Below are 25442 nucleotides of genomic sequence, written 5' to 3' on the forward strand. Positions count from 1 at the left end.
AATGGTCGAACACAAGTATCAGGGAGCGTCGCGCCGCTTGTGGATCTCAGCCGCGATCGGCGCCCTCATGCTGCACGGTGGCGGCGCCGCGCTCGCGGTCGTCCATCTCAGCGGCAATGACGCGGACGGCGGTCTCGGCGCGGCCGGCGCCGAATTCGCGCTCGAGATCGCCTCGCCCCAGGTCGAGGACAACGATCTTCCGCCGGGTCCCGACAGCGACGCGGCCGAGGCTGCGCCGGAGCAGATGCAGCAGACCGCCGAAGTCAAGGAGTCCGACGCCGTCAAGGACAAGCCGACCGAGACAGAGGAGGAGGCCGATCGGGTCGTCACGCAGAACGATCCCAAGAAGCCGGAGAAGGAGGAACAGCAGCAGGCAACCCAGCAGGCCGAGGCGTCGGTCGCATCTGCTGCGCAGGAAGAATCGGCCCGCAAGGCGCTGGACGAGGCCGCGCCGCCGGCCGAGACGGCCAAGGCCCCCAATCCGGGAATGGGCAAGGACAAGCAGAAGCTGACCAACGATTGGGGCCGAAAGATCAGCGCCTATTTCGAGCTGCACAAGCGCTATCCGGAAGGCAAGAAGCACAATGGCACGGTCAAGGTGGCGCTGGTGCTGAGCCGGGCCGGCAAGGTGGTGTCTGCGTCCGTCATGCAGTCGTCCGGCGACTCGATGTTCGACGATGCCGCGCTGGCGATGATCCGCCGCTCCGACCCTGTGCCTGCGCCGCCGTCCGGACTGACGGACGATCAGTTCAGCTTCAGCCTCGACGTGAACTTCAACCAGAAGAAGTAGACCGTGCGTCGTTCGACGCGTGTATCTTGAAGACTTGGCAGCGTTCGCAATGGCGCGAGCGCTGCTTTTTGCGTCTGCTGGGCCGAGGTCGCGCGGACGAAGGAACGCGAGACCTTTCCGTATCCGGCCGGAATTCCCGCGAGACGACCTTTTCCAAAGTCTCCTCTCATATTCGGAGATGGGTATCCTCGCTGTCATCGTCCGAGGCGGACGATCCAGTACGCCGTGACGTTTCGGTTCGGCATCTGCCGCTACGGAAGTACTGGATGCCCCGCTTTCGCGAGGCACGACAGCGTTGGAGACTGCGGGGGGCTCAGCCCACCACGCGTGCCGATTGGATGGAAACGTTCGTCTAGTACTGTACCCGCGCGCCGACCTGCACCACGGTCGCCGACAGATTGTTTTCGCGGAAGTTGGAGCGCGTCTCCTCGCGCCGGACGCTGGCCCTGAGCTGCAGCAGGCGTGAGAACTTGTAGAGCATGCCGAGCTCGACCAGATAGCGGTTGTCGACCCGCGTCGTACCGGTGAACGCGTCCTCGCCATAGCCGGCGAGGAACGTGCCGACGAGCCAGGGCTCGAACTGATGCTCGATGCCGACGGTGACGTCGCGCTTGAGCACGCCGGAAATGCCGGGCTCGGTGATCTCCACCACCTGCGACTTGGCCCCCAGCGCGATCGCTGTCTCCTTGGCGAACTGCCATGTCAGATTGGCGTCGGCAATGAAGCCGTTGACCGGCTTGAGCATCGGATCCTGATAGCGGCGCGTCAGATAGCCGACGGCGACGTCGCCTGTCAGCTTGTCGGCGTAGTTGAAGGTCACGCCGGCCTCGACCGCCGTCCCGGTGGAGTCGCGGCGGAAGCCTTCGGCATCGACCGCGATGTCGTGAACGCGGCGATCGACGGCGACGTCGACGAAGGGACGGATCTCCGGCGTCAGATTGTAGGTGATGCGGCTCTGCGAGCCGTATTGGACGAAGTTGCGATCGGCATTGCTGACGATCTGGCCGTCGACGAGCGGCGCGTTCTGGAACGCGACGCGGTCGATGGCGGCCTTGGTCGAGACCTCGACCTCCTCGAACCGCTTGGTGACGCCCGCCGAGCCGCCGACGGTGGAGGCGAGCGGAATCCTGGCGAACCGGCCGGCGAAGCGCGGCGTGCCGGGATCATCGGCATCGACGGCAACGTGGCCCTCGCCGTTGAGCGCAAACGTATCGGTGATGTCGTAGCGCCCATTCACCTTGGCGTCGACGGTAGGCCTGCTGAGCTGCCGGAGCTTCGCATAGTCGATGTAGCCGACGCGCACATCGGCGTTGAGCAGATGCCGCTCGAACTGAGAGCGCACGAGCAGGACCGGCGCAACGCTGACGAAGGCCGAGCCCTTGCCTTGCGGCACACGGCCGGGATTGCTGTCGAAGCCTGAGGACATTTCGAACGCAGGCTTCAGGATGAAGTTTCCCACCGTGATGCCCTTGGGCTCATAGGGGTCTTCCGCCATCATCGGCGGCTGCGGCTGCTCCTGCGGCTTCTGCCCCTTGTTCACCGGCGGCAGCCGCATCTTGGGCTTGTCCGCCAGAACGGGCGGAATCGGCTGCGCATCCTGTCGCGGAATCGGCGGCAGGTTGCGCGGCAGCACGCCACGCGTGGCCGGCGGCGGACTGACGGCGAACGCCAGCGCGTCCAGGCAGCGATTGGGCACGTTCGTGACCGACAGCCGGCCCGGCGTCGACAGGCAGCCGCCGACCAGGAGGCCGGCGGACGGTGCACCGAAAAAGCCGTTTCGAACCGGAGCCAGACGCGGCGCCGGCTCGCGGCGCGCGGCCTGCGGGAGCGCGCCCGCGCCCGCATCGATCGGAGACCGCGGCCGCGGCGGTGGAGCCTCGTCCACCTGCGTGGCCGCCTTCGGCTCCGGCTCGACCCCGCCCGGCGAAACGATCACCTGCGGAATGACCAGCGGTCCATTGCTGTTCGCCGGCCTCACCGGCTGGCGGCGGCGATTGGGTACGACCACCACCGGTCCGGCGTCGGTGGTCCCCGGATCTGCATAGGCCCTGACCTGACTCCCCGGCGTGACGGCCTGACCGTAGGACGGCGCGACTCCGAACAGCGTCACGAGCAGCACGGTGATCGCAACCGTCTCCTCCTGGCACCGTGAGACGTCGCGACCGATGCCACGTCTGGAAGCGACCGTCTCTCGTGCTGCCCGTTCCAAAGAGCCTCGTCTCCGTCGAGTTCGGCAACCCGCGAAGCGCGGCGCCCGCGGCGTGACGCATCCCGGCATCACGGCGTCGAAGGTCGGATCACTCGATGATCAGCGCGCCCTTGTTGCCCTGATGGAAGTCGTCGAAGAATTCGTAGCGTCCCGGCTTCTGCGCCTTGACCTTCACGACGCCTTCCATGTTGGGCTTGATCACCGTCTCGAACTCCAGGGGCTCGCTCTCGAACTCGACCGGCGCGCCATCCAGATTCTTGACCTTGAACACGATCGGCGTGTTGGCCGGCGCCTTCATCTCCGCCGGCTGAAACTTGTTGTCCTTGACCGATATCTCGATGGTCGTCTCAGCCGCACCTGCCGGCAGCGCGAACGCCGCGATCAACAGCACGGCGGCTCCTGCTGCCTGTACCTTCCCAAAGAGATTCATGCTGTATGTCCCTGTCCCGAATTCACCCGAATGTGCCGAACGTCTTCCAGCGCTCGCCTGTTTCGACGAGTCTTCGACACTTCATAGAACGACTATAAAGTCCCGAATGCGGCAATTTGCCGTGTCGAAATTTGACAACATCTGTGTGTGCGACAAAGCGCGCGAATTTATTAGTTGTACGGCGTCAAGTCGCCGCGCAAACGCGCGGGCTCGAGCATCGCCGATGCACAGCGCCGAATGACAACGACGAAAATCAGCGGTCACTGCGGTCGGTAGCAGCACAATCGCCTTAGTTCGCATCTGTGCTGATATGAGACACGACAGGTCATGCAGCGCCGTCGCGCGCCGCGAACCACACGAGACTCACGATCGACCGCCTACGCTGCGCACAGCACATGCATGATCCTCATGCGCCCGCTCATCGAGACGAGTGCGAGCGAGATGCACGAAGGGACACGCTCGTGCTGGTCTCACGCGGCATGGACCGCAATATGCGTGTGCGCCCATCCAGCTCGAGCCGTGCGCGGACAAGCCTTGCGCGCACTAGAAATGAAATCAGGCGCGGGCCTGCACGCACATATCGCCGGCGAGCGCACACGACCGATGCCCGCCGTCTCACCTGCCGACCTCCAGCCGCCTGTCGTGAATGCTGAGGGATCGCGGCATACGCGCAGGCTTCGCGGTGCCGGGGGCCGGATTCACGCGCAGGGGCGGCAGATCGGGTACAACGGATACGTGCTCCTCGTCCGCCATCGGCTCAGGCTCCGGGCTCTGGCGTGCGACGCTGCGCGCCACCGCAGGCGCGGCGCGCATGATGCCAGGCACGCGCTTGCGTCCCGTCACCATCGCGCGCATCAAATTCTCCCGCTGCAGCACGCTCATCCACACCGTGCCGAGCACATGCACGGCGATCAGGGCGATGATGGCATTGGACGACAGCGCATGCGCCTGCTCGATCCAGCCGACGCCGAAGAACCGGATCGAGACCTGCATGACGCCGCTGATGGTCGAGACGATCAGAAGCGCAAGCATCACGACCAGCATCGCGGCCCCTGCCGGGTTCAGGCCCAGATAGCGTCCCGTCTCTCCGCGCAACATGCCCACGATGTACTGAGGCGCCGCCCGCAGCTTGAGGCTGATCCGCGCAAACAGCGAATGACGGCTGCCGATCAGTCCCCAGATCAGCCTGAAGGCGAGAAGACCGATGACGGCATAGCCCGCCAGGCGATGCAGGCGATCGAACGTGTTGGGCGTGACGCAGGCGACGAGCACGAAGGCCGCGAGCGACCAGTGCCAGACGCGCAGCGGAAAATCCCAGACCGCTACGGTCCCCGAACCCGAGTTCGCCGGCGTCTCGGAGAAGACGCTCCGCTGTGCCTGGCCTGCGTCACGCATGACCATCAGATCACTTCGCCTTGGTGTGCTTCAGCGCGAGGTCTTCGGGGCTGTAGAACAGCTCATAGAGCTTACCGCCCTTGACGCCGTAGACCTCGTAGCAGGTGCCCTCGATCTTGGTCTGTCGAACCTCGTAGCCCGCGGCCTTCGCCTTTGCCTCGGCCTCGGCGGTGGTCTTCCACGACGCCTTGTCGAGCTTGGTGCAATCCTTGTAGCCGTCGGCGAGCGCTGCGGAGCCCGACGCCAGACCCGCCGCCAAGACCACACCCATCAGCTTGATGACCTTCATAATCAAATCCCTCCTCGAAGACTGCGCCATCGGCGCCAACAGCGCTCGATGCGCAGGCTACAAAGGGGAGGAGATTTCAACGAAACTTGGACATCATCATCCGCGGCGGATGGCCTCGATCACGCAGGCGCGGCTCGAAACGTTCCGCATCCGGCCGCAATGTCGCTGAGATGCGAACTCACATGCGGTCCCGTCAGGATTGAACCGTGTCGGCAGGCTGCTGATCTTTTCAGGACTCGACAACGCGCGCGGTTCCCCGCGCATTGCAACTGATATTGATTCGCAAGGATGTAGCAGCATCATCGCGAGGCGCATGCGCTTTGCTCCCGCACAAGGCGTGGACGGCGCTGTGTGCGGGACCACACTCCTGCCCGATTGCCGCTGTGACCATGGTGAGGCGAGAAAGGAACCGACAGCTACAAGGCTGCGACCTTAAGCCTCAGAAGTTTTTTTTTGAGCGTCGCCATCGTTCGCACGACCGGATCGAGATCGATGGTGGATGATGACGATGCGGCTGCTTGCGCACGCATCGTCCGGCCGTCAAACGCACATCCGTGCGGACAGCGGCGCAGCCATCCTGATCCTGGGCGCGGGCGATGCCCTTGCCGACACTGACTGCCGACCAGGATGGCGAGTCGTTGCAGGAAAACGACGTGTCGGATGCCTCGGCAACGACGTCCCCGCTTGCGTCGGGATCTGCCATGGACGCGCGCCAGGACGAGCGGCCATTGCCGGGTGAGCTGCGCTTGCGCCGCCCAGTGCGGCGCATGCCTCGCGAGCCCTGGCGCGGATTTCGACATGCATCATTCCATCGCTGCGGCAGGGGCAGGACGATGGTGGATCGTCCTTGCCGCCATCAAGCGACAAGCGCCGCCCTCAGCGATGGATCCGCGAGGAGCGAGCGAGCTTGCGTCCCACGGTCGCGCGCAAGGCGACGCGCATCACGCGCCCGGCCGTCGGGAATGGAAGGCTCGTCACTTCGTTCCGGAGAAGACGCGGCTGATGAAGTCGGAGCTCTCGGGCGACTTCGTCATCTCCGGCGACGGCTCGGGCTGGGCCGGCGGCTCGGTTGGTACGGATCGGATCTGCGGTCGGCTTCGGACGGTGACGCTGCGCGTCGCGCGCGCCTCCTGCTCGCCTCCGTTCGGCTTGCTCACCGTGATCATGATCTTCTCGGAGATCAAGGGCGGATCGAAGTTGAGATGCCTGGTGTCGCCCAGCACGAGCTGCAGCGTGTGCTTGCCGGGCGACAATTCGATCCGCGCCTCCGTCTCCCCCGCTGCGTAATGAACGTGTTTCTTGTCGCGCGGAATCTCCTCGCCGGCCTGCATCGTCTCGTCGACGTCGACCAGAAGATGATGATGGCCACTGCCGGCGAAATCGTCGCCCGCATGGGTAACGCCCATGTTGCGCAGTCCGAAGCGAGCGATGAAGGGCCCGGTCACCGTCTCCCCGTCCGCAGGAGAGATGAAATAGACGCGGGCATCCTTCGCAGCCTTCGTTCCCTTGGCCGGCGCCAATGACGGCGCGAGCACGAGCGATGCGGTCAGGATGAGGCAGAGTCGCGCAGACCTCGGCAGCATGCAAATCCCCTATGGTGAGAGCGCGATGCGGAAACCCAGGGTCGGATGCCGGATGCGGCCGTCATAGCGGTCGCGGCTGCCGGCCCGCGCATCGGCGGCGCCGTTCTTCCACGATCCCGAGCGGATGACACGGGCATAGCTGCCTTCCTCGAGCCAGGCCGATCCATCCGCCGGCGCGCCCTTGTAGTTCTTGTGCCAGCTGTCGGCGACCCACTGGCCGACGCCGCCGCCCATGTCGAACAGGCCGTAAGGATTGGCCTGGACGCTGCCGATCTTCGGCGGCTGGTCGGTCTCGGCGTCGCCCGTGCCGTTGCAGCCCTTGCAACTGGCCATGCCGGGGCGCATGCGATCGCCCCACCAATAGCGGGTGCGCTGGCCGCCGCGCGCGGCATATTCCCACTCGGCCTCGGTCGGCAACCGGAACGACTTGCCGGTCGCCTTCGACAGCCAGGCGAGATAGGCCTGCGTGTCGTCGTAGCTCAGGTTGGTGACCGGACGATCATCCGCACCGGCCGCGATGTCGGCGCAGCTTGCCGCGGCGACACACTGCTTCCACTCGCCGATCGTCACGGGATGCTTGCCGAGCGAGAACGGTCGCACGCTGACCTGATGCGCCGGCTGCTCGGACTCGTCGTCGCCGCCCATCGCAAAACTGCCACCGGCGATCGCAACCAGCTCAGGCAAGCGTAGCTTCGGCCCGGCTTCCGGCGCCGGCGCGGGCCGCGGAATGGCTGCCGTGTCGGATGATCGCGCCAGCGTCGCCTCGAGTGCCGGAGCATCCTGGCGCGGCGCGATGAAGGCGCTGGACGGCGATCGCGCGGCGTCCTGGCGCGCGCCGGCGGCTTCCAGCAGGATCCGGCGCGGCGGAGGCAGCGGCGCGGCGGACTGCGCCTCCTGCTGCGAGCTCGACGATCCGGCCGACCCAGGCGGCGCCTGAATCAGCAGCCTGATCTCGCGTAACGGCAACAGCACGCCGCCGAGGAAGACGATGCCGAGGACCACGACGCCGAGCGCTCCGCGGATCAGCTTCTTGCGCGCACCTGCCGCCGGTGCGAACACGGCCTTCAGCCGGCCGCCCTCACCCGCCTCCTCCTGATCACCGTCGCTGCCGTCGTCCCATCTGTCTGGAAGGGACGCCGCCGGCGCGGGTGACGGGCGCACCGGAGAGACTGGTGGAGGTTCTCGTCGAGCCGCACTCTCCGGCTCTGCGATCTCCCATTCGGCATCGAGCGACTGCTCGAGCGCGCCGCACATCATCAGCAACAGCCCGCCTTCGCTCTTGCCGGTCCAGCGCTCCTGCACCTCGGGACACTCGACCTGATCCTCGACGCGCAGGAAGCTTGGCGGACGCATCGGGCTGAGCGAGACCTGCACCGTGCGGCCGCAGCGCCGGCAGGCCACCGCGCGGGAATCCTCCGGCAGCGCATCCTCGGCGAGCTTGGGAGCCCGCAGCCATTGCAACGCTGAACTCTCGCTCATGCTGTCCTCGCTCGTGATGCCCGCCAACCCCGTCACTGACCCCAGCTGGCGAACACGTCCTTGAACACGCGGTCGCCGTCGGATCCCTTCTCGATCGACAGCAGCGCCCGGTTGCCGCCCTCGTAGACGATCGGAATGTCGAACCACTGCTTGCCCTTGAGAAGCATCAGGTTGCGCTTGGTATCGACCTCGTTGGCCGACAGCGCGACCATGAAGTATTTCGGTGTCACCCGGGCGGTCTGGGTCACCAGCGCCGTCCCGCGCTCGGCCTCCTCGCCCTTCAGGCCGATGCCCCTCAGGCTGGTCAGGCCGCTGACCGACTGATCCGGCCAGTCGAACTTGAGCTCCATGATGTGACTCGCCGGCATCTCCATGTCGGCGTTCCGCCGCAGCGAGATCGTGGCCTTGGTGCCGTTCTCGATCTCGATCTCACCCTTGATCGCCGGCGCCGTATCGAGTCGCGGCCCCTTGGTCTGCTCGATCGACCAGGTGACCTTGCCAGGATAACGCTTGCCCTTCGGATCCTGCGGATCCTCATGATAGAGGAACGCCTGCGCCGGCGTGCTGACCGGCACGCTCATGCCGACCGTGGCATGCTCCTCTGCCGCGGCGACAACCACCGGCTTGGACTCAACCACCGGCTTGGACTCCGGCGTGATCCGCTCTGCACTGACCTTATGGGCGCCCGGTTCGCTCGGCAAAGCCGACGCTGCCGTCGCACCGCTCAGGGACAGCTGGATCCATTCCGACGCGCGCTCCCAGGACACCGCCGCACCGACGACTGCCAGCAATCCGGCCGCGGCAAACGCCATCACCCGCCGGCTCGGCCGACGGCGGCGTGGTGCCGCGGCGTTCTCCGTCGCCTTGAACGCCATCGCGACGAGGGAGGGATGAATCTTGATCTCGGTCGCCGGCGCTGCAGAAGTCGCAGCAGAGGCTGTAGCCGCAGCAGCGGCGGCGGGCTCAGTGGTGGCAGAAGCCGCTGCCGCAGCGGGTGTCGCAACGACGGCAGGCTTCACGGGCTCTGCCGGCGCGGCGCCCGTGGACTCCGCCTCGATCTCCGCCGTGACCACCTTTTTTTCGGCAGGGCGCTGCGGCACCGCAGCTCGATCGGCGACGATGACCGGCGCTTCAGCGACGGCGGCCGCGCTCGGCTGGGTCGGCTCGACCGTGGCTGGCTGCGCGACGGTCGGCAGCGCAGGCGGAGCCGGAGTCACAACCGGCGTCACGATGTCCGCGGCCGGATCGCGCGGCGGACGCCGGCGCAGCACGCGAATCTCCGGCGAGGGCTTGGGCGCAGCCGCGCGGCTCTCGGCACGCTGCGCTATAGCGGGCGCGCCCGGCTTGCCGGCGGCAGCCGTGACGATGTCCGTCCCCGAGCGGCGAGCCATCGAGAGATATTTCGCGACGGTGGCGATCTCCTCTTCGAGCGAGTGCGTCGTGAAGACCTGCCGTGGCTGCGGCCGCTGCTTCGGCGCGGGCGCTGCCGCGCGGGCCGGCCGCGGCAGCTCGGCGGCTGGTGCATCGGCCGGTCTGGAGGTATCGGCGGGCAGCAGCGCAGCTGTGACCGAGGCTGCCTCGACGCCGGCAGGGCGCGCGCGCAGCTCGATCATGCGATCGGGAAACAGGATCGCGGCGAGATCGCGCAGCGAGGCACCCGGCATCAGCAGCCGCCGCAGAGCTGGTGGAACGCGGCGCAGCGTGTTCGTCTCGGTGCGTTTGACAACAGGATCGTTGCGGCCGGCTTCGACCAAGGCTCCGTCGTCGTGACGCTCGTCGCTGATCAGAACCTTGCGGGCCCGCAGCATCGCCGTCAGTTCGCGCAGATCGGAGCGCGAGGCGTGGTCGACGACCAGAAGATCGAAGGTGCCGATCCGGGCCGGCAGCAACTCGGCGACACGCCAGGCCGGCATCACGTGACAGGGAATCTCCTCGAGCCAGCCGTCGAGAGACCTGCGCGCAGCAAGCCGAAGTCGGCGTGCGGTCGGACCGGAGCAGGCCGACGCCATCTTCTGCATCGAGTCCCTGAACCGCCTCACCGCTTGCCTGACGGCGACGCCCGCATTCTGCGCGATGCCCAGCGACATGCGGGCGCCGATCACCGCTTCGAACAAGGCCAGCGACCGCGTCTCCAGCCGCGCGCGCTGAGCCGCGAGGTCATGCAGCAGCTGCCGCTCCTCCGGACTTTCGATCCGCATCAGCACGGCCCAATTCCAGGCCGCCACCCATTCCGCGAGCGTCGCCGCATCCTTCGCCTCGCCCGCGCCCGGCGCGGACCGCAGCCGCTGCGCCAGACTCGGCGCGCCCGCTGCAGTCACCATCCGGCAGGCGGTCCTGACGAGTTCGTAGTCCGGGCTGGCCTCGCGAATCTTCTCCATGGTCGCGAGAATGCCTGTCCACCGCGTTTCGAGCTCCTGCGGCTCCGTCTCGGCGTCACCGACCCGCGACAGCACGTCATCCTGAACGGAGACGGCGAGTTCTCCCGCCCGGGCGAACAATTCGCCGAGGCGAGCGAGTTCGATCAGCGGTCCCGATACGCGCGTCATGACGGTCCGAATCGCCGCGCCGAACGCGGCCAGCCGCTGTGCATCGGCCAGCATCGCCCTGACGTCGCCGTCCGGCATCGACAGCTTGGAGCAGGCATCGGCCACGTTGCGGACGGCGAGCGCGGCCGTCACAATGGCGGCCTCGACGCTCTTGACGATGTGCTCGAGGTCATCAAACGCCCGCGCCGATTCCAATTGAAGCGCGGGTGCACCGATCTGCGTTGCGATCGACGTCCAGCGCGCGCGCAATGCATGCAGGTCGTGACGCCACAGCAGGAAGCGCCCGACATATTGCCAATCCGCCGGCTTCGACGGCTCGGCCCCGTCCACCGTGATGGCCTCGACGGCGGCCTTCAGCGCGCGGCGCGAAGGCGAGAACCGCGCGAACGGCTTCTCGCCGGCCGCCAGCCGCTCGACCACGCGGATTGCATCCCTCCTGGTGAACGCCTCGACCGGCGCCTGCACCTGGCGCCTCGTGAATTCGGCGCTTCGGGACAGCTGGAACGACGCATCACGCGCCCACCCCACGACCTTGTCGAGACCCGCGGGAGCGTCGGCCTTGGCGGCGCCGAGCGGCGACAGCCGTGCAAGCCAGGTCTCCTCGGCGATGGCGCGATGGCCAGCCACCAGCGCATCGAGATCGGCCGCCAGACGGTTGGTTGCGTCGAGCCCGAAGGTCGCGATGGCGTCGAGCGCGAGATCCTCGTCGCGGCCAGCGTCCGACGTCAGCCCTGCCTGGTGCTGCAGCTCCGCGTGCAGACGCAGGATAGCGGCGGTGTCGGGAAGCGCCGCGAGCTCCGGCAACTCGACATCGATGTGCTTGAGATCAGCGGCAAGCCGCAGCCGCGCCTCGCGTGCCTTGTCGATCGCCGTCACGAGCGAGTCGGAGGCTGCGAGCAGGTGCTTCGGCCGGTCGGTGAACCAGGCATGCGCGTCCTGCTCGCCGATCAGCGCCTTGAACAGATCGAACGGCAGCTCCGGCAAGCCGCCGGCGAGCCGCAGATTGCGCCGGACGATCTCGGCGATCTCGTCGTCGAGCGATGCGATCTGCGTGCGCTTCGAGATGATGTCGCGTTCGAGCCGGCCGATCTGACCGACCTGATCGCGCAGATTTGGCGTATCCAGGATCGATTGCAGCCGGCCCGCCAGGGCTTCGGCCTTCCTGAGCACGTCCTTGTCGGAGCCGGTCGAGCTGACGGTCAGCTCGCGAATGGCCGGCGGCAGCTTCTGATGCAGCAGCGAAAGTGCAGCCTCGTCCCTGGACACGACGAGGACGCGCGAGCCGAGCGCGAGGTGATGGCAGACGACGTTGACGAGCGCCGTGATCCGATCGTCGCGTTCGACAGACTGGACCATCAGGCCATCCGACCGCGACAGTTCGCGTACGACCTCGACATCCTCCGCGACAGCCGGCAGCGGGAAGAACAGATCGCCCTGCTCGACCGCAGCAGGCTTGGGCGCCGGCGCAAGGTCGATCGGGCCGCCGACGATGCTGGAAAGGTGCCGGCGCGCATTGGCGTGGCCGCGTCCATCCGGCTGCGAGAGCAGCGCGCTCACGGCTCCCGACAGGCAGCACTCACTCTGCGGCGCATGCTCGATCGCGTTCTTGAGACGGTCGATGTCGCGCAGGGCGAGGCTCTCCGGCCGCCGCCGCGCGGATATGACCCAGCGTCCCGACGTGAGCGCGGCCTCCGAGGCCTCCATGGCCGGCGCATCGTCCGAAGATGCGAGACTGCGCGACGTCTTGTAACCGGATTGCGCGCCTGCGGCGCTCAGGATCTGATCGATGCCGATCGGCGTGAACGGCGACAGCTCTGCGCGCTGCTCGAGCGCCTCGACCAGGCGATCCGGCTTGTCGCGCACAGCAAGCGCCACGTCCGGCGCCACGGCATCGAGCGCCCTCAAATTGACGGTTGCGCCGACGAAGCGCGGCCGGACCCTGACCTCGGCATCCGGACGCGCAATGATCTCGATCTCGACCGCGCGCTCGAACAGCGGCAACTCGAATTCGCGCCCGCCCTGCCGCCACGATGACAGCGCGATGCCCCACATGACCTCGATCGCCTGATCGTCGCGGGCCGTGGCCGCCATGTCGCGCAGCCGCTGATGGATCGCCATGGTCCGGCGGCGCATGCGCTCGGTGTCGGCCCAGGCGGTCCATGGCCCGCTGATATAGCGCTCGATCCGCTGCACGAGGTCAGGACGCTGCTCCAGACGCAGCCGTCCGGTCCAGGCGCCCAGCGCCGGGGCGGGCGAAAAATCCTCGGGCCGTGCGTGGCGGGCGAAGGTGAGGCGGTTCTTCTCGATCTCATCGACCGTGACGACGATGCTCTCGTGCGGCGATGGACGACGGTCGGGCTCGGACGACGGCTCGACCCAGATCTTGAGATCGTAGTCGATGGCGGGAGGCTGCGTCGCAGCAAGCGCCTCGACGGCGAGCCACACCGGGCCGTCAACATCGAAGGTATTGAGCACCACGCCCGGCAGACCCGCCAGCTCCTCCTGGTCGAGCGCGAAGCCATGATCGTCGGCGAATGGATGATCCGGCTGCCGCTCCGCCGGGGAGCGCTCGGCCCGAATGATCTCGGTCAGACTGCCGAGCACGTCCTGCAACGGCTCGACCACCGATCCCGTGCCGAGCGCTTCGCTCGTCGAGAACGCCCAGGCGTCGGTCGGCGACTGCGGCTCCAGGGCCGCCGCGCCGATAGCACCAAGCAGCCGCATGCCGTGATCGGCTGCACTGCTCTGCGCCTTGCGATCGCCCGCGCCGGCCTCGTTGGGCCGCACATTCACCAGCTGGCTCATCGCACAGATCCTTCTCTGAAGTCGGCCGCGACGTCGGCGGGAGCTCGGCGAGAGGCTGACCGACAAGGATGGCCCTGCGCGTGATCGCGGTGCGCCGGGCGATCGAAGGGTGGGTTCAGAGTGGACAAGCTTGCCTCGCTGCAACGTCGACGGAACTCCCGACTCGTTGCGGAGGGGTATGGCGAAGTGAGGTCACATCAATGACCCGACAGGTAGATGAATGTGACGATTCTCGCCCCTGTCGGGGAATCGGGAAAAAATCCCGGTTCATTCGATGAGGAAAATCGTGCCTAACAAGTTTGTTAGTCTGGGCTTTTTGTGTAGCGCGGCGCGCGTGGCCGGTAACAAGCTTGGGTTGCGGACGAATACGCTGGAATGTGTCTAAGAATACTTCTAACGCTCAAGAAGAAATATCCCGACGCATGCCGAACGCCCGATCTCCACGCCGCAGCGCGGCTGCGGTCCATGTTCGGCCACGAACCCGCCGCGGATGCGGCTCGCTTGCAAGGCAGGCGCCACAAGCATTGGCGCCTGCGTGCATCGCGCTGCGCGCTCCCCTCCGCAAGTACCGTGATCGCATCCGACGGAAGCCGCGTGGGCAGGACGTCCGCGATGGCCCCGCAGCCGGTGCTGCTTGAAACACCCTCGAAGCTGAAGTAGCTGTTGTTGCAGCGACATCAACGTCATCCAGACGTTTCCCCGATCGATGGGGCCGGGACTGCATGGTGAGGCAACGGACGAGAGCTGCGGCCGCATGCGGTGCCGTGCTGTTCACGGTGGTTTCCCTGTCGTCGTGCGCGCAGGCGCAGTCTGACGGCGCGGCAGGCCGGGAGCCGGCGACGGTCAAGCTTTCCGCAACGCAACAGAAGCAGATCGGACTCCAGACCGCCGTCCTGGCGGCGGAATCCCATCCCGAACAGTTTCGCGCCTACGGCACGGTGCTGGACGTCGCCAGGCTGACCGACCTGACCAACAACTACGCCAATGCCCAGGCGCAGCTGCAGACGGCACAAGCGAAACTCGACGTCGCAAGACTCGCATTCGAGCGCGCCCGCGACCTCGTGCAGTCGGCGGCGATGCCGCGGAAGGACGCAGAAGCGGCGGAGGGCACGTTCCGGACTGATCAAGCCTCCCTGGCCGCGGCGGAATCGCAAGTGAAGACCTTGATGGCGACGGCGCGGCAGGAATGGGGTGCCGTCATCGGCAAGGGCATCATCGAGCGCTCGCCGCAGGTCGTGCAACTGATCGAACGCGAGCAGTTGCTGGTGCAGGTCACGCTGCCGCCCGGCGTGACTCTGGCCGCGCCGCCGCGCGCCGCGCTGGCGCAGGCGCCGACCCGCAGCGTCAACATCGATCTGCGCTATCTGTCGGCTGCGCCGCGAACGGATCCGCGCATCCAGGGCGTGAGCTACTACTTCGTCGCCGCCGGCGACAGCGGGCTGCTGCCGGGGATGAACACCACCGCCTACGTGCCCTCGGGCAAGTCGTTCGACGGCGTCTTCATCGAGGACACCGCGATCGTGCAATGGCAGGGCCGCTCGTGGGTCTATTTGCGCGCCGGTCCCGAGATCTTCAAGCGCCACCCGATCCGCACCGACCAGCCAGTGTCCGACGACGACTATGTCGTGCAGGACATTCCGTCGGGCTCCGAGATCGTTCTGCGCGGCGCGCAGGTGCTGTTGTCGGAGGAGGCCAAGAGCGAGTTGCGCGGCGGCGGCGACGATGATTGACGGCGTTCGCGGCGCCGCGACCGGCCCCCAGGCGGCGCTGATCTCGTTTGCCATCCGCTTCCGCGGCATCGTGCTGGGGGTGGCCTGCACCATTCTCGGCTACGGCATCTTCTCGCTAGGCAGCGCCAATTACGCGGTGTTTCCCGAATTCGCGCCACCGCAGGTCTCGATCCAGACCGAGGCCCCCGGGCTCAGTCCGGAACAGGTCGAGGTGCTGGTCACGCAGCCGATCGAAACCGCGATCAACGGTCTCGCCGGCGTCGAGAGCATGAGGTCGTCGTCGATCCAGGGCCTGTCCGTCATCTCGGTCATTTTCCAGCCCGGCACCGAGGTCTTCCGGGCGCGGCAATTGGTGACCGAGCGACTCGCGGTCGTCGCCGGCAGCCTGCCACAGGGCGTGCGGGCGCCATCGATGACGCCGCTGGTCCCGGCGGCCGGCACCGTGCTGGCGATCGGGTTGACCTCCGAGCAGCGCTCGCTGATGGATCTGCGCACGATCGCCGATTGGACCGTGAGCCGACGGCTGCTGGCCGTCGCGGGCGTGGCGCAGGTCACGACCTATGGCCGGGACATCCGATCGCTGCAGGTGCAGGTGCGGTCCGACGACCTTGTCCGCTTCGGCGTCGGCATGAACGACGTCGTCGCCGCCGCGCGCAAGGCCACCGGCGTGCGCGGTGCCGGCTTCGTCGACACCGCCAATCAACGGGTCATCCTGCAGACACAGGGCCAGTCGCTCACACCCGAGCAGCTGGCGCGCACGGTCCTGCTGCACCAGGGCGGCGCCAGCGTGGTGCTCGGCGATGTCGCGACGGTCGTGAACGCGCCGGAGCCGCCGATCGGGGGCGCGCTGATCAACGGCCGCCCCGGCATCATGATGATGATCAGCCAGCAGTTCGGCGCCAACACACGCACTGTCGCGGCGCGCGTCGAGGCCGCGCTGCGGGAGCTGCGCCCGGCGCTCGACAGCGAGAAGGTCAGGCTGCACGCCGATCTGTTCCGTCCGGCGACCTTCATCGATGCGGCAACCGAGAACGTGCTGTTCGCCCTGCTGATCGGCGGCGCCCTGGTCATCATCGTGCTGTTCCTGTTCCTCTATGACTGGCGCACCTCCGTCATCAGTTGCACCGCGATCCCGCTGTCGCTGTTATCGGCCGTGCTGGCCCTGCAATGGATGGGACAGAGCCTGGACACGATGACCCTTGGCGGTCTCGCCATCGCGATCGGCGAGGTCGTCGACGATGCCGTGATCGGCGTCGAGAACGTGGTGCGCCGGCTGCGTGAGAACCGATGCCTGCCGTCGCCGCGCAGCGAAGCGCGCGTCATCTACGATGCCATGCTCGAGGTGCGCGGCGCGGTCGCCTATGCGACCTTCGCCGTGCTCCTGGTGTTCGTGCCGATCCTTGCGCTGCCGGGCCTCGCTGGCCGGCTGTTCGGTCCGCTCGGCATCGCCTACATCCTCGCCGTGGTGGCCTCGCTCGTCGTCGCGCTGACGGTCACACCGTCGCTGTCGATGCTGCTGCTGGCCGGCCGGAAGCCGCGCGAGGAACGCGAGCCGCCACTGGTGCGCTGGTCGCGCGGCTCCTACGAGACGCTGTTGCGGCGGCTCGGCCGGTTTCCCAAGTCGGTCATGCTGACGGCCGTGCTGGTGACTGCCGGCGGCGCAAGCCTGGTTCCGTTCTTCGGCGGCACCTTCCTGCCCGACCTGAAGGAAGGGCACCTGATCCTCCACGTCTCGACGCTGCCGGGCACCTCGCTCGACGAATCGCTGCGGCTGGGCACACTGATCGCCGGGGCCCTGCAGGGCGTGCCGGAGGTCCGCAGCGTGGCGCAGCATGCCGGCCGCGCCGAAGCCGGCGTCGATACCGCGGGCACGCATTCGAGCGAGATCGAGGTCGACCTGAAGCCGGGGCTATCAGGCGAACAGCAGGAGCTGGCGCAACAGCGCATCCGCGCCGCGCTCGCCAACTTCGCCGGCATCAACCTGTCGATCAAGACCTACCTGACCGAGCGCATCGAGGAGACCCTGTCCGGCTTCAACGCCGCCGTGGTCATCAACGTGTTCGGCCCCGATCTCGACGATCTCGAGCGTGCGGCGCGCGACATCGCGCGCGAACTCGGCGAGGTCTGGGGCGCGATCGACATCCAGCAGCAGTCGCCGCCGGGCATGCCGCAGGTCAACGTGACCCTGCGCCCGACCGATCTGCAATCCTGGGGCCTGGACGCGGTCGAGGTGCTGGAATTGATCCGCACCGCCTATCAGGGCGACGTGGTCGGCCAGGCCTATGAAGGCAACGTGGTCTTCAACGTCATCGTCAAGCTCGACCCCGATGCGAGCGCCCGCCCGACCGAGATCGGCAACATGCCGATCCGGACGCCGAGCGGCGCCTACATCCTCCTGAAGCAGGTCGCGGACATCTACGGCACCGCGGGGCGCTACGTCGTGCTTCATCGCAATGGGCAGCGCGTGCAGACCGTGACCGCCAACGTGGCCGAGCGCGACCTCGAATCCTTCGTGGCGGCGGCCAAACGGAAGATCGCCAAGGAGGTCAAGCTGCCGCCGGGCGCCCATGTCGAGTTCACCGGCGCGGCCGAGGCGCAGGCCAAGTCGCGGCGCGACCTGCTCGTGAACTCGCTGCTGGCGACGATCGGCATCGTGCTGCTGCTGTCCTTCGTCACCGGGCACTGGCGCAACCTGGTGCTGGTGCTGATCAACCTGCCGTTCGCCTTCGTCGGCGGCGTCATCGCCGTCGCGTTGACCGGCGGCGTGCTGTCGCTGGGCTCGATGGTGGGCTTCGTGACGCTGTTCGGGATCGCGCTGCGCAACTCGATCCTGATGATCTCGCATTACGAGCATCTGGTCGTCGTCGAAGGCCGCGCCTGGACTCTGGAGACCGCGATCGCCGGGGCCGCCGACCGCCTGGTGCCGATCCTGATGACCTCGCTGGTGACCGGCCTCGGCCTGCTGCCGCTCGCGCTCGGCGCCGGCGAACCGGGCCGCGAGATCGAGGGACCGATGGCCGTGGTCATCCTGGGCGGACTCCTGACCTCGATGGCGCTCAACCTGCTGGTGCTGCCGACGCTGGCGCTGCGCTTCGGCCGGTTCGCGCGCGGCGTGCACGCCCGCGCAGATGTCGCGGCGAGCTGATCTTGGGCGTGAGACGTCCGCGACTTTTGCAGCACGTGGCTGCTCGACGCTTCACCGTGCGGGCCGGATGAAGGAGATGAACTTCCGACCCGTGTTGACGAGCTTGCCACTGGTCAACTGCAGACCTTCGCGACCGAATGACCGGCGTTCGCATTCAGCCCGTTACGGACATCCCAGGCGTAGACCGGAAGGTCGGAGATGGCCAACAACGGACTCGTGCATCGCACAAAGTTCCGAAGACTCAACGGCGGACGCCGGGGAGGTCAAAGCGTCCGGACCAGACGCTCATCGGCAGGATCGAACGCATCGATCGCTGCCTCTACGCGGCCAAGCACGCCGGCCGCAACAGCGTGCTCTCCGAGAGCGAGTCTGAAGGACGAGACGATCGTCGCGGCTTAGGCCGCCCGCGTCTCCACGCCGAGCGAGCGCAGCGCATCCCAATAGCCGGGATAGGTCTTGCCCACGCACTCGGGGTCGAGGATGACGATCCCGCCGATCCTGAGCGCCGCGAGCGCAAAGCTCATCGCGATGCGGTGGTCTTCGTAGGTCTCGATGCGCGTCGGCAGCGTCTGGTCGGCGAGCTTGGGATCGGAGGCGACGATCAGGTCGTCGCCCTCTTCGCGGCCGAGGCCGGGGCGGATGCGCGATAGCTCGGTCGCGAGCGCGCTGATGCGGTCGCACTCCTTTACTCGCAGATTGGCGATACCGGTGAAGCGCACCGGCCTGTGGTTGAAGGCGGCCAGTACTGCGAGCGTTGGAACGGCGTCCTGCATCTGCGAGCCGTCGATCACGCCGGGAAGACGCGGGAACATCCTGATGAATTTCGCTGCCTGCGCATCGGGTTGCGTGAAGGCCTCCATCGGCACGCCGAGGTCGATGCGGCCATCGGTCAGCGCCTCCGCGGCCCAGAGATAGGTCGAGGCGGAGGCATCGGGCTCGATGACGAAGTCGGTAGCGGTGTAGCCGGTGGGCTCGATGCGCCATGTGGTGCGATCGACCGGCGCGACCTTCGCCCCAAACGCCGACATCGCGGCGACCGTGAGGTCGACATAGCCGCGCGCATCGAGGTCCTTGCCGGTAAGGGCGACATCGATCGGACCTTCGCCATACGGCGAGGCCATCAACAGCGCCGAGACGTATTGGCTCGACAGCGATCCGTCGATCTCGACGCGGCCCGAGCCGAAATGCCCGCGCCCTTCGACCATCACCGGCGGACAGCCGGTGGGAGCGCTGGCGGCGATACCGAGAGAATGCATCGCCGTCACCAGCGGCCGGATCGGGCGCTTGCGCATCGCCTCGTCGCTGTCGATCGTCACTATCCCGTTGCAGAGCGCCACCGCCGCCGTGAGAAAGCGCGTGGCGGTTCCGGCGTTGCCCAGGAACAGCGGCTCGTCCGGCGCCCTCAGGCACCCCGCGCTGGTGACGACGAAACTGGTTTCGTCCGGCTCGTCGACCAACACCCCCATCTGCCGGAGCGCCGCCGCCATCAGGGTCGTGTCCCTGGACTTGAGCGCGCCGGTGAGCCGGCTTCTGCCGCGGGCGAGGGCCGCCAGCAGCAATGCCCGATTCGTGATCGACTTGCTGCCGGGCGGCGTGACTCGCCCAATGAGCGGGTGCGTAGGCGGAGTGATGGCGAGCGGGGGCGAAGACATGGTGACGCCAGTGGCATACGCTTGTCGCCAGCGCAAGCAGTCGTCTCCTCATCCTTGTGGGGAGGGATCAAGGAAGGGGCACCGGAGACTTCAACGCCGACGGCTACAGCGGCATCGTTTGACGCAACGTCGGCGGCACGACGGTCGCCTGGGAGATGAACGGCGGCACCAAGCTCGCCGACGTCAAACTCAATTCCATCCCGGCGGACTGAACACTGCAGTTTCATCACGCCAACATCGTGTAATTTTGGGAGCACGAGGCGCCGTCGAGGCTTATTAGCAGCGGGATGACTGCTCCGGGTCAATTCGCGACTTGATCGGACGCCTCATCGTGTCCGGAATTCGCCCTGAACGGACGCCACCGAGGCAGGCAGATCACGTACGCTGTCAGCCCATTACGGACGTGGAGGGCTGCTGGTATTCACGATCGAACCGGGCTGGATCACTATGTCCGGGTTACCTCTGGTCGCGACCGTCAGCGCGGACATCGAAGGTCGGCAGCCATGGGCCAACAAGAGACGTCGCTATGAGGATGGTTGGCGGGTATCCAAAGAAAACACTTCAACAGGCGTTCTGCTTAATTCTGTTAATGATTAGTGTTTAGCAATCTGGTCAAGCTCGCAACGGGTGGGATCATCCTATGCATATTCGCCAGATTGTTTTCGCCGTCGTGCTGCTCGGCGCTTTGGTTCGGTTCGAGCATGCCCAAGCTGAAGATGGCTTCCCAGCAGCGGAGTGGGAGCGCGTCACGCCTGCAGAATTGGGTTGGTCAGAAACCGGATTGGCCCAAGCGCGATCCTTTTCGGATCAGATTCATTCGAGCGCAGTTGTGATCGTTCAGCACGGCAAGGTCGTGGCCGAGTGGGGCAGTACGACGAAGCCGATGGAAGTCGCTTCAATCCGCAAGAGCATGCTCAGCGCCCTGATCGGCATCGCAGTGTCGGATCACCAGATCAACCTTGACAGCACGCTTGGCGAACTTGGCATCGACGATAACCCGCCTGGCTTGACCGGGGTCGAGAAGGGCGCGACGGTGCGCGAACTCCTCGAAGCGCGTTCCGGGGTCTACCACGCGGCGCTCTATGAGACGCCGGACAATGCCAAGATGAGACCGCCGCGCGGCAGTCACCCGCCCGGCACCTTCTGGTATTACAACAATTGGGACTTCAACGCGCTTGGCACGATCTACGAGCACGCAACTGGCACCGGCCTCTTCGAGGCGCTCGACCAAAAGATCGCAAAGCCAATCGGCATGCAGGACTACCGGCCACAGGATGGCAGCTACGTCCGCGGCGAAGCGTCTATCCACCCCGCCTATGAGATCCGCATGAGCGCACGGGACTTGGCGCGTTTTGCACTTCTCTATCTTCACAAAGGCAATTGGGCCGGACACCAGATCGTGCCGCGGGAGTGGGTGGAAGAGAGCACGCGCAGCTATTCGAAAGCAGCGTTCGGGATGGGCTATGGCTATCTCTGGTGGATCGGTTTTCTGGGCGGTGACGTTGCGCCTACGGTGACTTTGCCCGAGGGCAGCTTTATGGCCCAAGGTGCCGGCGGCCAATACGCCTTAGTCGTACCCGCACTCGACCTTGTCGTGGTGCATCGTGTCGACCGCGATGCGCCGTACGTCGAACCTTCATTTCGCAACATGGCCAGGCTCTTCTGGCTCATCCTGAAGGCCGATGGCTATGATCCGGGGCCCGATGCCTCGCTCACCGCAGCAACCGGCGAAAGACCGACAGGTGAGACCCTGGCCGCAAAATTCAAGGGCAAGACGATCAGCTTCGGTCCGAAGCTCAAGAATGGTCCGTTATCCATGCGATTCGAGCCCGACGGCCGGATGACTTATCCGCACTGGGACGAGTCCTTTGGGCCTGCAACGGGGACATGGGCGGTCGCGGAGGATAAGCTCTGTATCTTGATCTCGGCTGCTAGACGTCGTTGCTACATTCCAGTGCTGAACGGTGAGCAGATTGAGTTGTTCGACCAGCTTGGCGTCATGCAAATCGCCGGGGTGGCGCTGCCTCAGTGATCTGCATGCAGCAATCGGCTCGCGACGTCCCGTTCAGGGTCAAAGACTGAAATTCTCATGCCGAGCAAATCTCTTCTGCACAACCTCGAATAACCGACACGGCATGGCCTTGACGGCCTTTCTCTGCCGGGCCATGGGCTGTCCTCCGAAATGGAGTGGCGCTATGGCCGGTGTACCCCAGATAACAGGCGACTTGCCGCAGCGCCGCAAGTCGGCAGCCATGGGCCAAAGGCAGACCAACCAAGCGCGACGTAGAGAGACTTACCCGGTTTGTAGGTCGGATCGAAAGAACCGAACCACTCGATCTATCGCGTCGGTTGTCGCGGGATCGTTATCCGAAAAGTCGAAGCCATGATCTTTCCCTGGATAAACGACCTGTTCGGCTTGTGCTCCCACCGATTTTGCGAGTTTGACCAACGCCTCGCCTTGCGCAAGAGGAACGTTGTGATCAGCGTCGCCGTGAAGTTCGAGCAGAGGCGGCAGACGCTTCACGCGAGATACCATTTTGTTTGGCATCCCGCCGTAGAGCACGGCCAAAGCTGAGACTCTGTCGTCTCGCGCCGCAGCTGCCGCAGCCACGTAACCGCCGAGTGAAAACCCAAGCAGGCCGACCCGTCCAGAGCTATCAGGCCTTTCTAGGATGCCAGTCAGAGCGGAAGATACGCGGTCGGCCCATATATCGAACCGGTCCGTTCGATATGCTTCTCGCTCCTCCTGTGTGCTTAGCTTGTCCAGCACTTGTTCGTCTGCGTGGCTGTAGTAGCGGATCAGGTAGGCATCAATGCCTGCCGCAGTCAAAGCATTAGCATAGCGCTCATAAGCACGCGGCTTAAGTTCAATGCCCCTCGCGCCATGCAGGACTACGACTCCTGGCCGCTTTCCGGTTGACTCTGGACTGTAGCGTTTCAAGGCGATGGAGCCCTCCACACTCATCGCTGTAAGCTCCTCAGGAGGTGCTGCGAACAGAGGGTGCGAGGTCGCCACGAGCGTTAGCCCGCCCACGAAGTGTCTTCGGTTGATCACTGCGTAACCCCCGGCTTGAAAATGGCCCTTGACCAGCATCGGGATACCATATTGCCATGTCGTGGCAATGGTCCGCTTCGGGTCTTGGTCGTGTAAAAACGGCCTTGCGGACGTCCGTCCTGACCACGAGGACGCGGGCGTTTCTCAGGCTGTGATTGCCGCGATCAACGGCTTGACCCCGACGATGTTCATGACCCGTGTGAGGTTGTAGGCCAGAACCGATAGGGCCATCTCGGCGGCTACTTTTGGGAGCGATTTAGTGAGGAAGTGCCTCGCTCCCATACGGGCCTTCATCGTGCCGAACGGATGTTCGACCGTCTCGCGCCGCTGGCGCATCGCTTCCGGGTTTGCGTCAAGGCGCTGCTGCACTGCCTCAAGCCGATGCTCGTGCTCCCACCGTGTAATCCGCCGCTCCGGCCCCGGCGTGCACTGGGATTTGAGCGAACAGGTTTGACAGGCTGTGGTCCAGTAGCGCCGCAACACCTTGCCGTCTTCTTCGTTTGTATAGCGATACGGTAATCGCTCTCCAGCTGGGCAGCGATAGGCATCCTGTTCTGGCAAATAGACAAAGTCCTGCTTACCGAAGCGTCCCTCCGACTTAGCATTTGACGTCTGCGGCTTGGGCAGCGTCACCGTGATTCCGGCCTCGTGGCACGCGAGGATCTCTGGGCTATTGAAGTAGCCGCGATCGGCTACAGCGTCGAGCGTCTCGCTCTTGAGAACGGCCTTTGCCTGTTTGGCCATGTTAGCAAGTTGGGCGCGATCTGAACCGCTGTTCGTGACCTCGTGCGTCACAATCAGATGGTGCTCGGTGTCCACGGCGACCTGTACATTGTAGCCGACAACGCCGGAGCCGCGGCCGCTCGTTGCCATCGAGCGGCTGTCGGGATCGGTCAGAGAGATTTGCTGATCGGACGACGCAAGCATCTGCTTCTCATACGCGGCAAGCTTGCCCATTTCCTCCTTCAGCTTCGTGAGCTTCTCGGCAAGTCTCGTCACCTTCGCAGCCAGCGCCTCTGTCGGCTCCTGGCGGTCGGCCGTGTCAAGTTGGCTCAGATAACGCGCGACGCTCTCCTCCAGCTGAGCACGCCGCCGTTGGACCTTTGCCCGTGTGAAGTTCTTGTCTCGGTTGTTCACGGCTTTGAACTTGCTGCCATCGATGGCGACGCTCGCCGTCGCCAGAAGGCCCATCCCACGGCAGAGTTCGACAAAGCGCGCACAGACCATGCGAAGCGCCAGGCCGTTGTCTTTACGGAAGTCGGCGATGGTCTTGTGATCAGGCGCGAGCCGACCCAGCAGCCACATCACCTCTAGATTGCGGCCGGCCTCCCGTTCGAGCCGCCGGCTCGACTGCACCCGGTTCAGATAGCCGTAGATGTAAAGCTTCAGGAGAACCGAGGGGTGGTACGACGGCCGACCGGTGGCTGCCGGCTCCACCCCTTCAAAACCCATCTCAGACAAATCGAGCGCTTCGACAAATGCGTCGATCACGCGAACGGGGTTGCTCTCGTCAATGAAATCATCGAGGCATTCAGGCAACAGCGTCCATTGCCCACGATCCGCCTCTTCAACGAAGCCGCCTCATCGATTCCCCCAAAAGAATCACTGGAGAATCATAACAGCCGCGCAGCGTTTTCACACAGCCAGGGTCACGAGCTGCCTTCCAGAACGAGCTAGCGTCACGGCTATCGCCAGCTGACAGGCCCGGCTCCAGCCGGCGAACGCGGTGGGCCGCCAGCTACACCACGCTTGGGGACACGATCCTTCCCGCCGCCGCCAAAGACGTCGGCCTGCTGGGCTTGAGCGGATATGCTTCTCGAGACTCGTGCGGGCCCGGAGCCAGGCGCGCACGACCGACAAGTAGACCTCTGATGCGATGCGCCCAAAATCTGATTTTACTCACCGCCTCAAGCACATCACCCTTGTCCAGTCCTCCCACGGAAAATATTCTACTTTCGTTTTTCAGAAAAACATGATTGACTATGCGCATCCCGTCCCGCCATGAGGGGCGCTTCGCGATCGTCACGAGACGTGGGTGCGGGATGCGGTGGGTGCATTGGATCGCAGCGCGAGCAATCGTGCGGACGAACGAGCCCGATGCGCCGGCGAAATCGTAGGGTCCTGGCCTCCCGGTGCTGAGGCCAAGCGGACGGTGACGATGATCCGTTCGTGACGGGGGCAAGACAGCCGGTCCCCGGGGAGAGGACGTATAAGCCGCCCAACCATCGCGCGGGGAATGCCGGGAGGCGGGCTCAAGCGGTGGTCGCAACACCAAGTGTTTTCATTCGTGACAGCAGCTCGTCAAGCGCTTCTGCTGGAGTTTTCCATCCTAGC

General features: G+C 65.6%; 14 protein-coding genes and 1 pseudogene. 4 read left to right on the plus strand and 11 right to left on the minus strand.

The features are described 5' to 3' along the window. Position 1: 1 nt before the first annotated feature. The gene (locus tag QX041_RS32485; protein ID WP_315753745.1) at positions 2-790 is read left to right on the plus strand and encodes a TonB family protein; all 789 of its coding nucleotides are present in this window, start codon (positions 2-4) and stop codon (positions 788-790) included. A gap of 352 nt (positions 791-1142) precedes the next feature. On the opposite strand, the gene QX041_RS32490 is transcribed toward QX041_RS32485, so the two are convergent. The 8 genes from QX041_RS32490 to QX041_RS32525 all read right to left on the minus strand — a co-directional run bounded on the left by QX041_RS32490 (position 1143) and on the right by QX041_RS32525 (position 13526). Then, positions 1143-2999 (minus strand): outer membrane beta-barrel protein, encoded by a 1857-nt coding sequence (locus tag QX041_RS32490; RefSeq protein WP_316167912.1) that lies wholly within the window; start codon positions 2997-2999, stop codon positions 1143-1145. An 88-nt stretch (positions 3000-3087) separates the two neighbouring features. Then, the gene (locus QX041_RS32495; RefSeq protein ID WP_315716494.1) at positions 3088-3429 is read right to left on the minus strand and encodes a cupredoxin domain-containing protein; all 342 of its coding nucleotides are present in this window, start codon (positions 3427-3429) and stop codon (positions 3088-3090) included. A 615-nt stretch (positions 3430-4044) separates the two neighbouring features. Further along, positions 4045-4824 (minus strand): cytochrome b/b6 domain-containing protein, encoded by a 780-nt coding sequence (locus QX041_RS32500; RefSeq protein ID WP_316167913.1) that lies wholly within the window; start codon positions 4822-4824, stop codon positions 4045-4047. A 10-nt stretch (positions 4825-4834) separates the two neighbouring features. Next, positions 4835-5113: a PepSY domain-containing protein gene (locus QX041_RS32505; protein WP_315716492.1), complete on the minus strand. Its 279-nt coding sequence runs from the start codon at positions 5111-5113 to the stop codon at positions 4835-4837. Between the two features lie 439 nt (positions 5114-5552). Next, positions 5553-5816, minus strand: a complete 264-nt coding sequence (locus QX041_RS32510; RefSeq protein ID WP_315716491.1) for a hypothetical protein — start codon at positions 5814-5816, stop codon at positions 5553-5555. A 271-nt stretch (positions 5817-6087) separates the two neighbouring features. Next, the gene (locus tag QX041_RS32515; protein WP_316167914.1) at positions 6088-6696 is read right to left on the minus strand and encodes a DUF4399 domain-containing protein; all 609 of its coding nucleotides are present in this window, start codon (positions 6694-6696) and stop codon (positions 6088-6090) included. A gap of 9 nt (positions 6697-6705) precedes the next feature. After that, on the minus strand, positions 6706-8175 hold the full coding sequence (locus QX041_RS32520; protein ID WP_316167916.1) for a formylglycine-generating enzyme family protein: 1470 nt from the start codon (positions 8173-8175) through the stop codon (positions 6706-6708). A 32-nt stretch (positions 8176-8207) separates the two neighbouring features. Then, positions 8208-13526 (minus strand): AAA family ATPase, encoded by a 5319-nt coding sequence (locus QX041_RS32525; RefSeq protein WP_316167917.1) that lies wholly within the window; start codon positions 13524-13526, stop codon positions 8208-8210. A 722-nt stretch (positions 13527-14248) separates the two neighbouring features. Between QX041_RS32525 and QX041_RS32530 the strand changes: the two genes are divergently transcribed. Together QX041_RS32530 and QX041_RS32535 are read left to right on the plus strand one after the other, a co-directional pair. Continuing rightward, positions 14249-15256: an efflux RND transporter periplasmic adaptor subunit gene (locus tag QX041_RS32530; RefSeq protein WP_316167919.1), complete on the plus strand. Its 1008-nt coding sequence runs from the start codon at positions 14249-14251 to the stop codon at positions 15254-15256. Then, positions 15249-18401 (plus strand): efflux RND transporter permease subunit, encoded by a 3153-nt coding sequence (locus QX041_RS32535; protein ID WP_316167921.1) that lies wholly within the window; start codon positions 15249-15251, stop codon positions 18399-18401. Before QX041_RS32530 ends, QX041_RS32535 begins: the two co-directional genes overlap by 8 nt. 395 nt (positions 18402-18796) lie before the next feature. Here the strand turns inward: QX041_RS32535 and QX041_RS32540 are convergent, their stop codons facing one another. Beyond that, positions 18797-20053, minus strand: a complete 1257-nt coding sequence (locus QX041_RS32540) for a 3-phosphoshikimate 1-carboxyvinyltransferase (protein WP_316167923.1) — start codon at positions 20051-20053, stop codon at positions 18797-18799. 640 nt (positions 20054-20693) lie between these two features. Between QX041_RS32540 and QX041_RS32545 the strand changes: the two genes are divergently transcribed. Next, a complete protein-coding gene (locus QX041_RS32545; RefSeq protein ID WP_316167925.1) occupies positions 20694-22085 on the plus strand; it encodes a serine hydrolase in 1392 nt (463 codons plus the stop codon). Between the two features lie 261 nt (positions 22086-22346). Here the strand turns inward: QX041_RS32545 and QX041_RS32550 are convergent, their stop codons facing one another. Both QX041_RS32550 and QX041_RS32555 read right to left on the minus strand, forming a co-directional pair. After that, positions 22347-23147, minus strand: a complete 801-nt coding sequence (locus QX041_RS32550; protein WP_316167926.1) for a dienelactone hydrolase family protein — start codon at positions 23145-23147, stop codon at positions 22347-22349. A gap of 105 nt (positions 23148-23252) precedes the next feature. Next, positions 23253-24683, minus strand: a pseudogene (locus QX041_RS32555) (IS1182 family transposase); the annotation flags it as partial. Between the last annotated feature and the right edge of the window lie 759 nt (positions 24684-25442).

This window comes from Bradyrhizobium sp. SZCCHNRI2009 (assembly GCF_032485115.1).
Lineage (GTDB): Bacteria > Pseudomonadota > Alphaproteobacteria > Rhizobiales > Xanthobacteraceae > Bradyrhizobium.

Coding starts and splice junctions, on each gene's coding strand:
- QX041_RS32515 (WP_316167914.1), bottom strand. CDS start 6,696: ATGCTGCCGAGGTCTGCGCGACTCTGCCTCATCCTGACCGCATCGCTC.
- QX041_RS32550 (WP_316167926.1), bottom strand. CDS start 23,147: ATGCTGGTCAAGGGCCATTTTCAAGCCGGGGGTTACGCAGTGATCAAC.
- QX041_RS32495 (WP_315716494.1), bottom strand. CDS start 3,429: ATGAATCTCTTTGGGAAGGTACAGGCAGCAGGAGCCGCCGTGCTGTTG.
- QX041_RS32535 (WP_316167921.1), top strand. CDS start 15,249: ATGATTGACGGCGTTCGCGGCGCCGCGACCGGCCCCCAGGCGGCGCTG.
- QX041_RS32540 (WP_316167923.1), bottom strand. CDS start 20,053: ATGTCTTCGCCCCCGCTCGCCATCACTCCGCCTACGCACCCGCTCATT.
- QX041_RS32500 (WP_316167913.1), bottom strand. CDS start 4,824: ATGCGTGACGCAGGCCAGGCACAGCGGAGCGTCTTCTCCGAGACGCCG.
- QX041_RS32520 (WP_316167916.1), bottom strand. CDS start 8,175: ATGAGCGAGAGTTCAGCGTTGCAATGGCTGCGGGCTCCCAAGCTCGCC.
- QX041_RS32510 (WP_315716491.1), bottom strand. CDS start 5,816: ATGGCAGATCCCGACGCAAGCGGGGACGTCGTTGCCGAGGCATCCGAC.
- QX041_RS32530 (WP_316167919.1), top strand. CDS start 14,249: ATGGTGAGGCAACGGACGAGAGCTGCGGCCGCATGCGGTGCCGTGCTG.
- QX041_RS32505 (WP_315716492.1), bottom strand. CDS start 5,113: ATGAAGGTCATCAAGCTGATGGGTGTGGTCTTGGCGGCGGGTCTGGCG.
- QX041_RS32545 (WP_316167925.1), top strand. CDS start 20,694: ATGCATATTCGCCAGATTGTTTTCGCCGTCGTGCTGCTCGGCGCTTTG.
- QX041_RS32525 (WP_316167917.1), bottom strand. CDS start 13,526: ATGAGCCAGCTGGTGAATGTGCGGCCCAACGAGGCCGGCGCGGGCGAT.
- QX041_RS32485 (WP_315753745.1), top strand. CDS start 2: ATGGTCGAACACAAGTATCAGGGAGCGTCGCGCCGCTTGTGGATCTCA.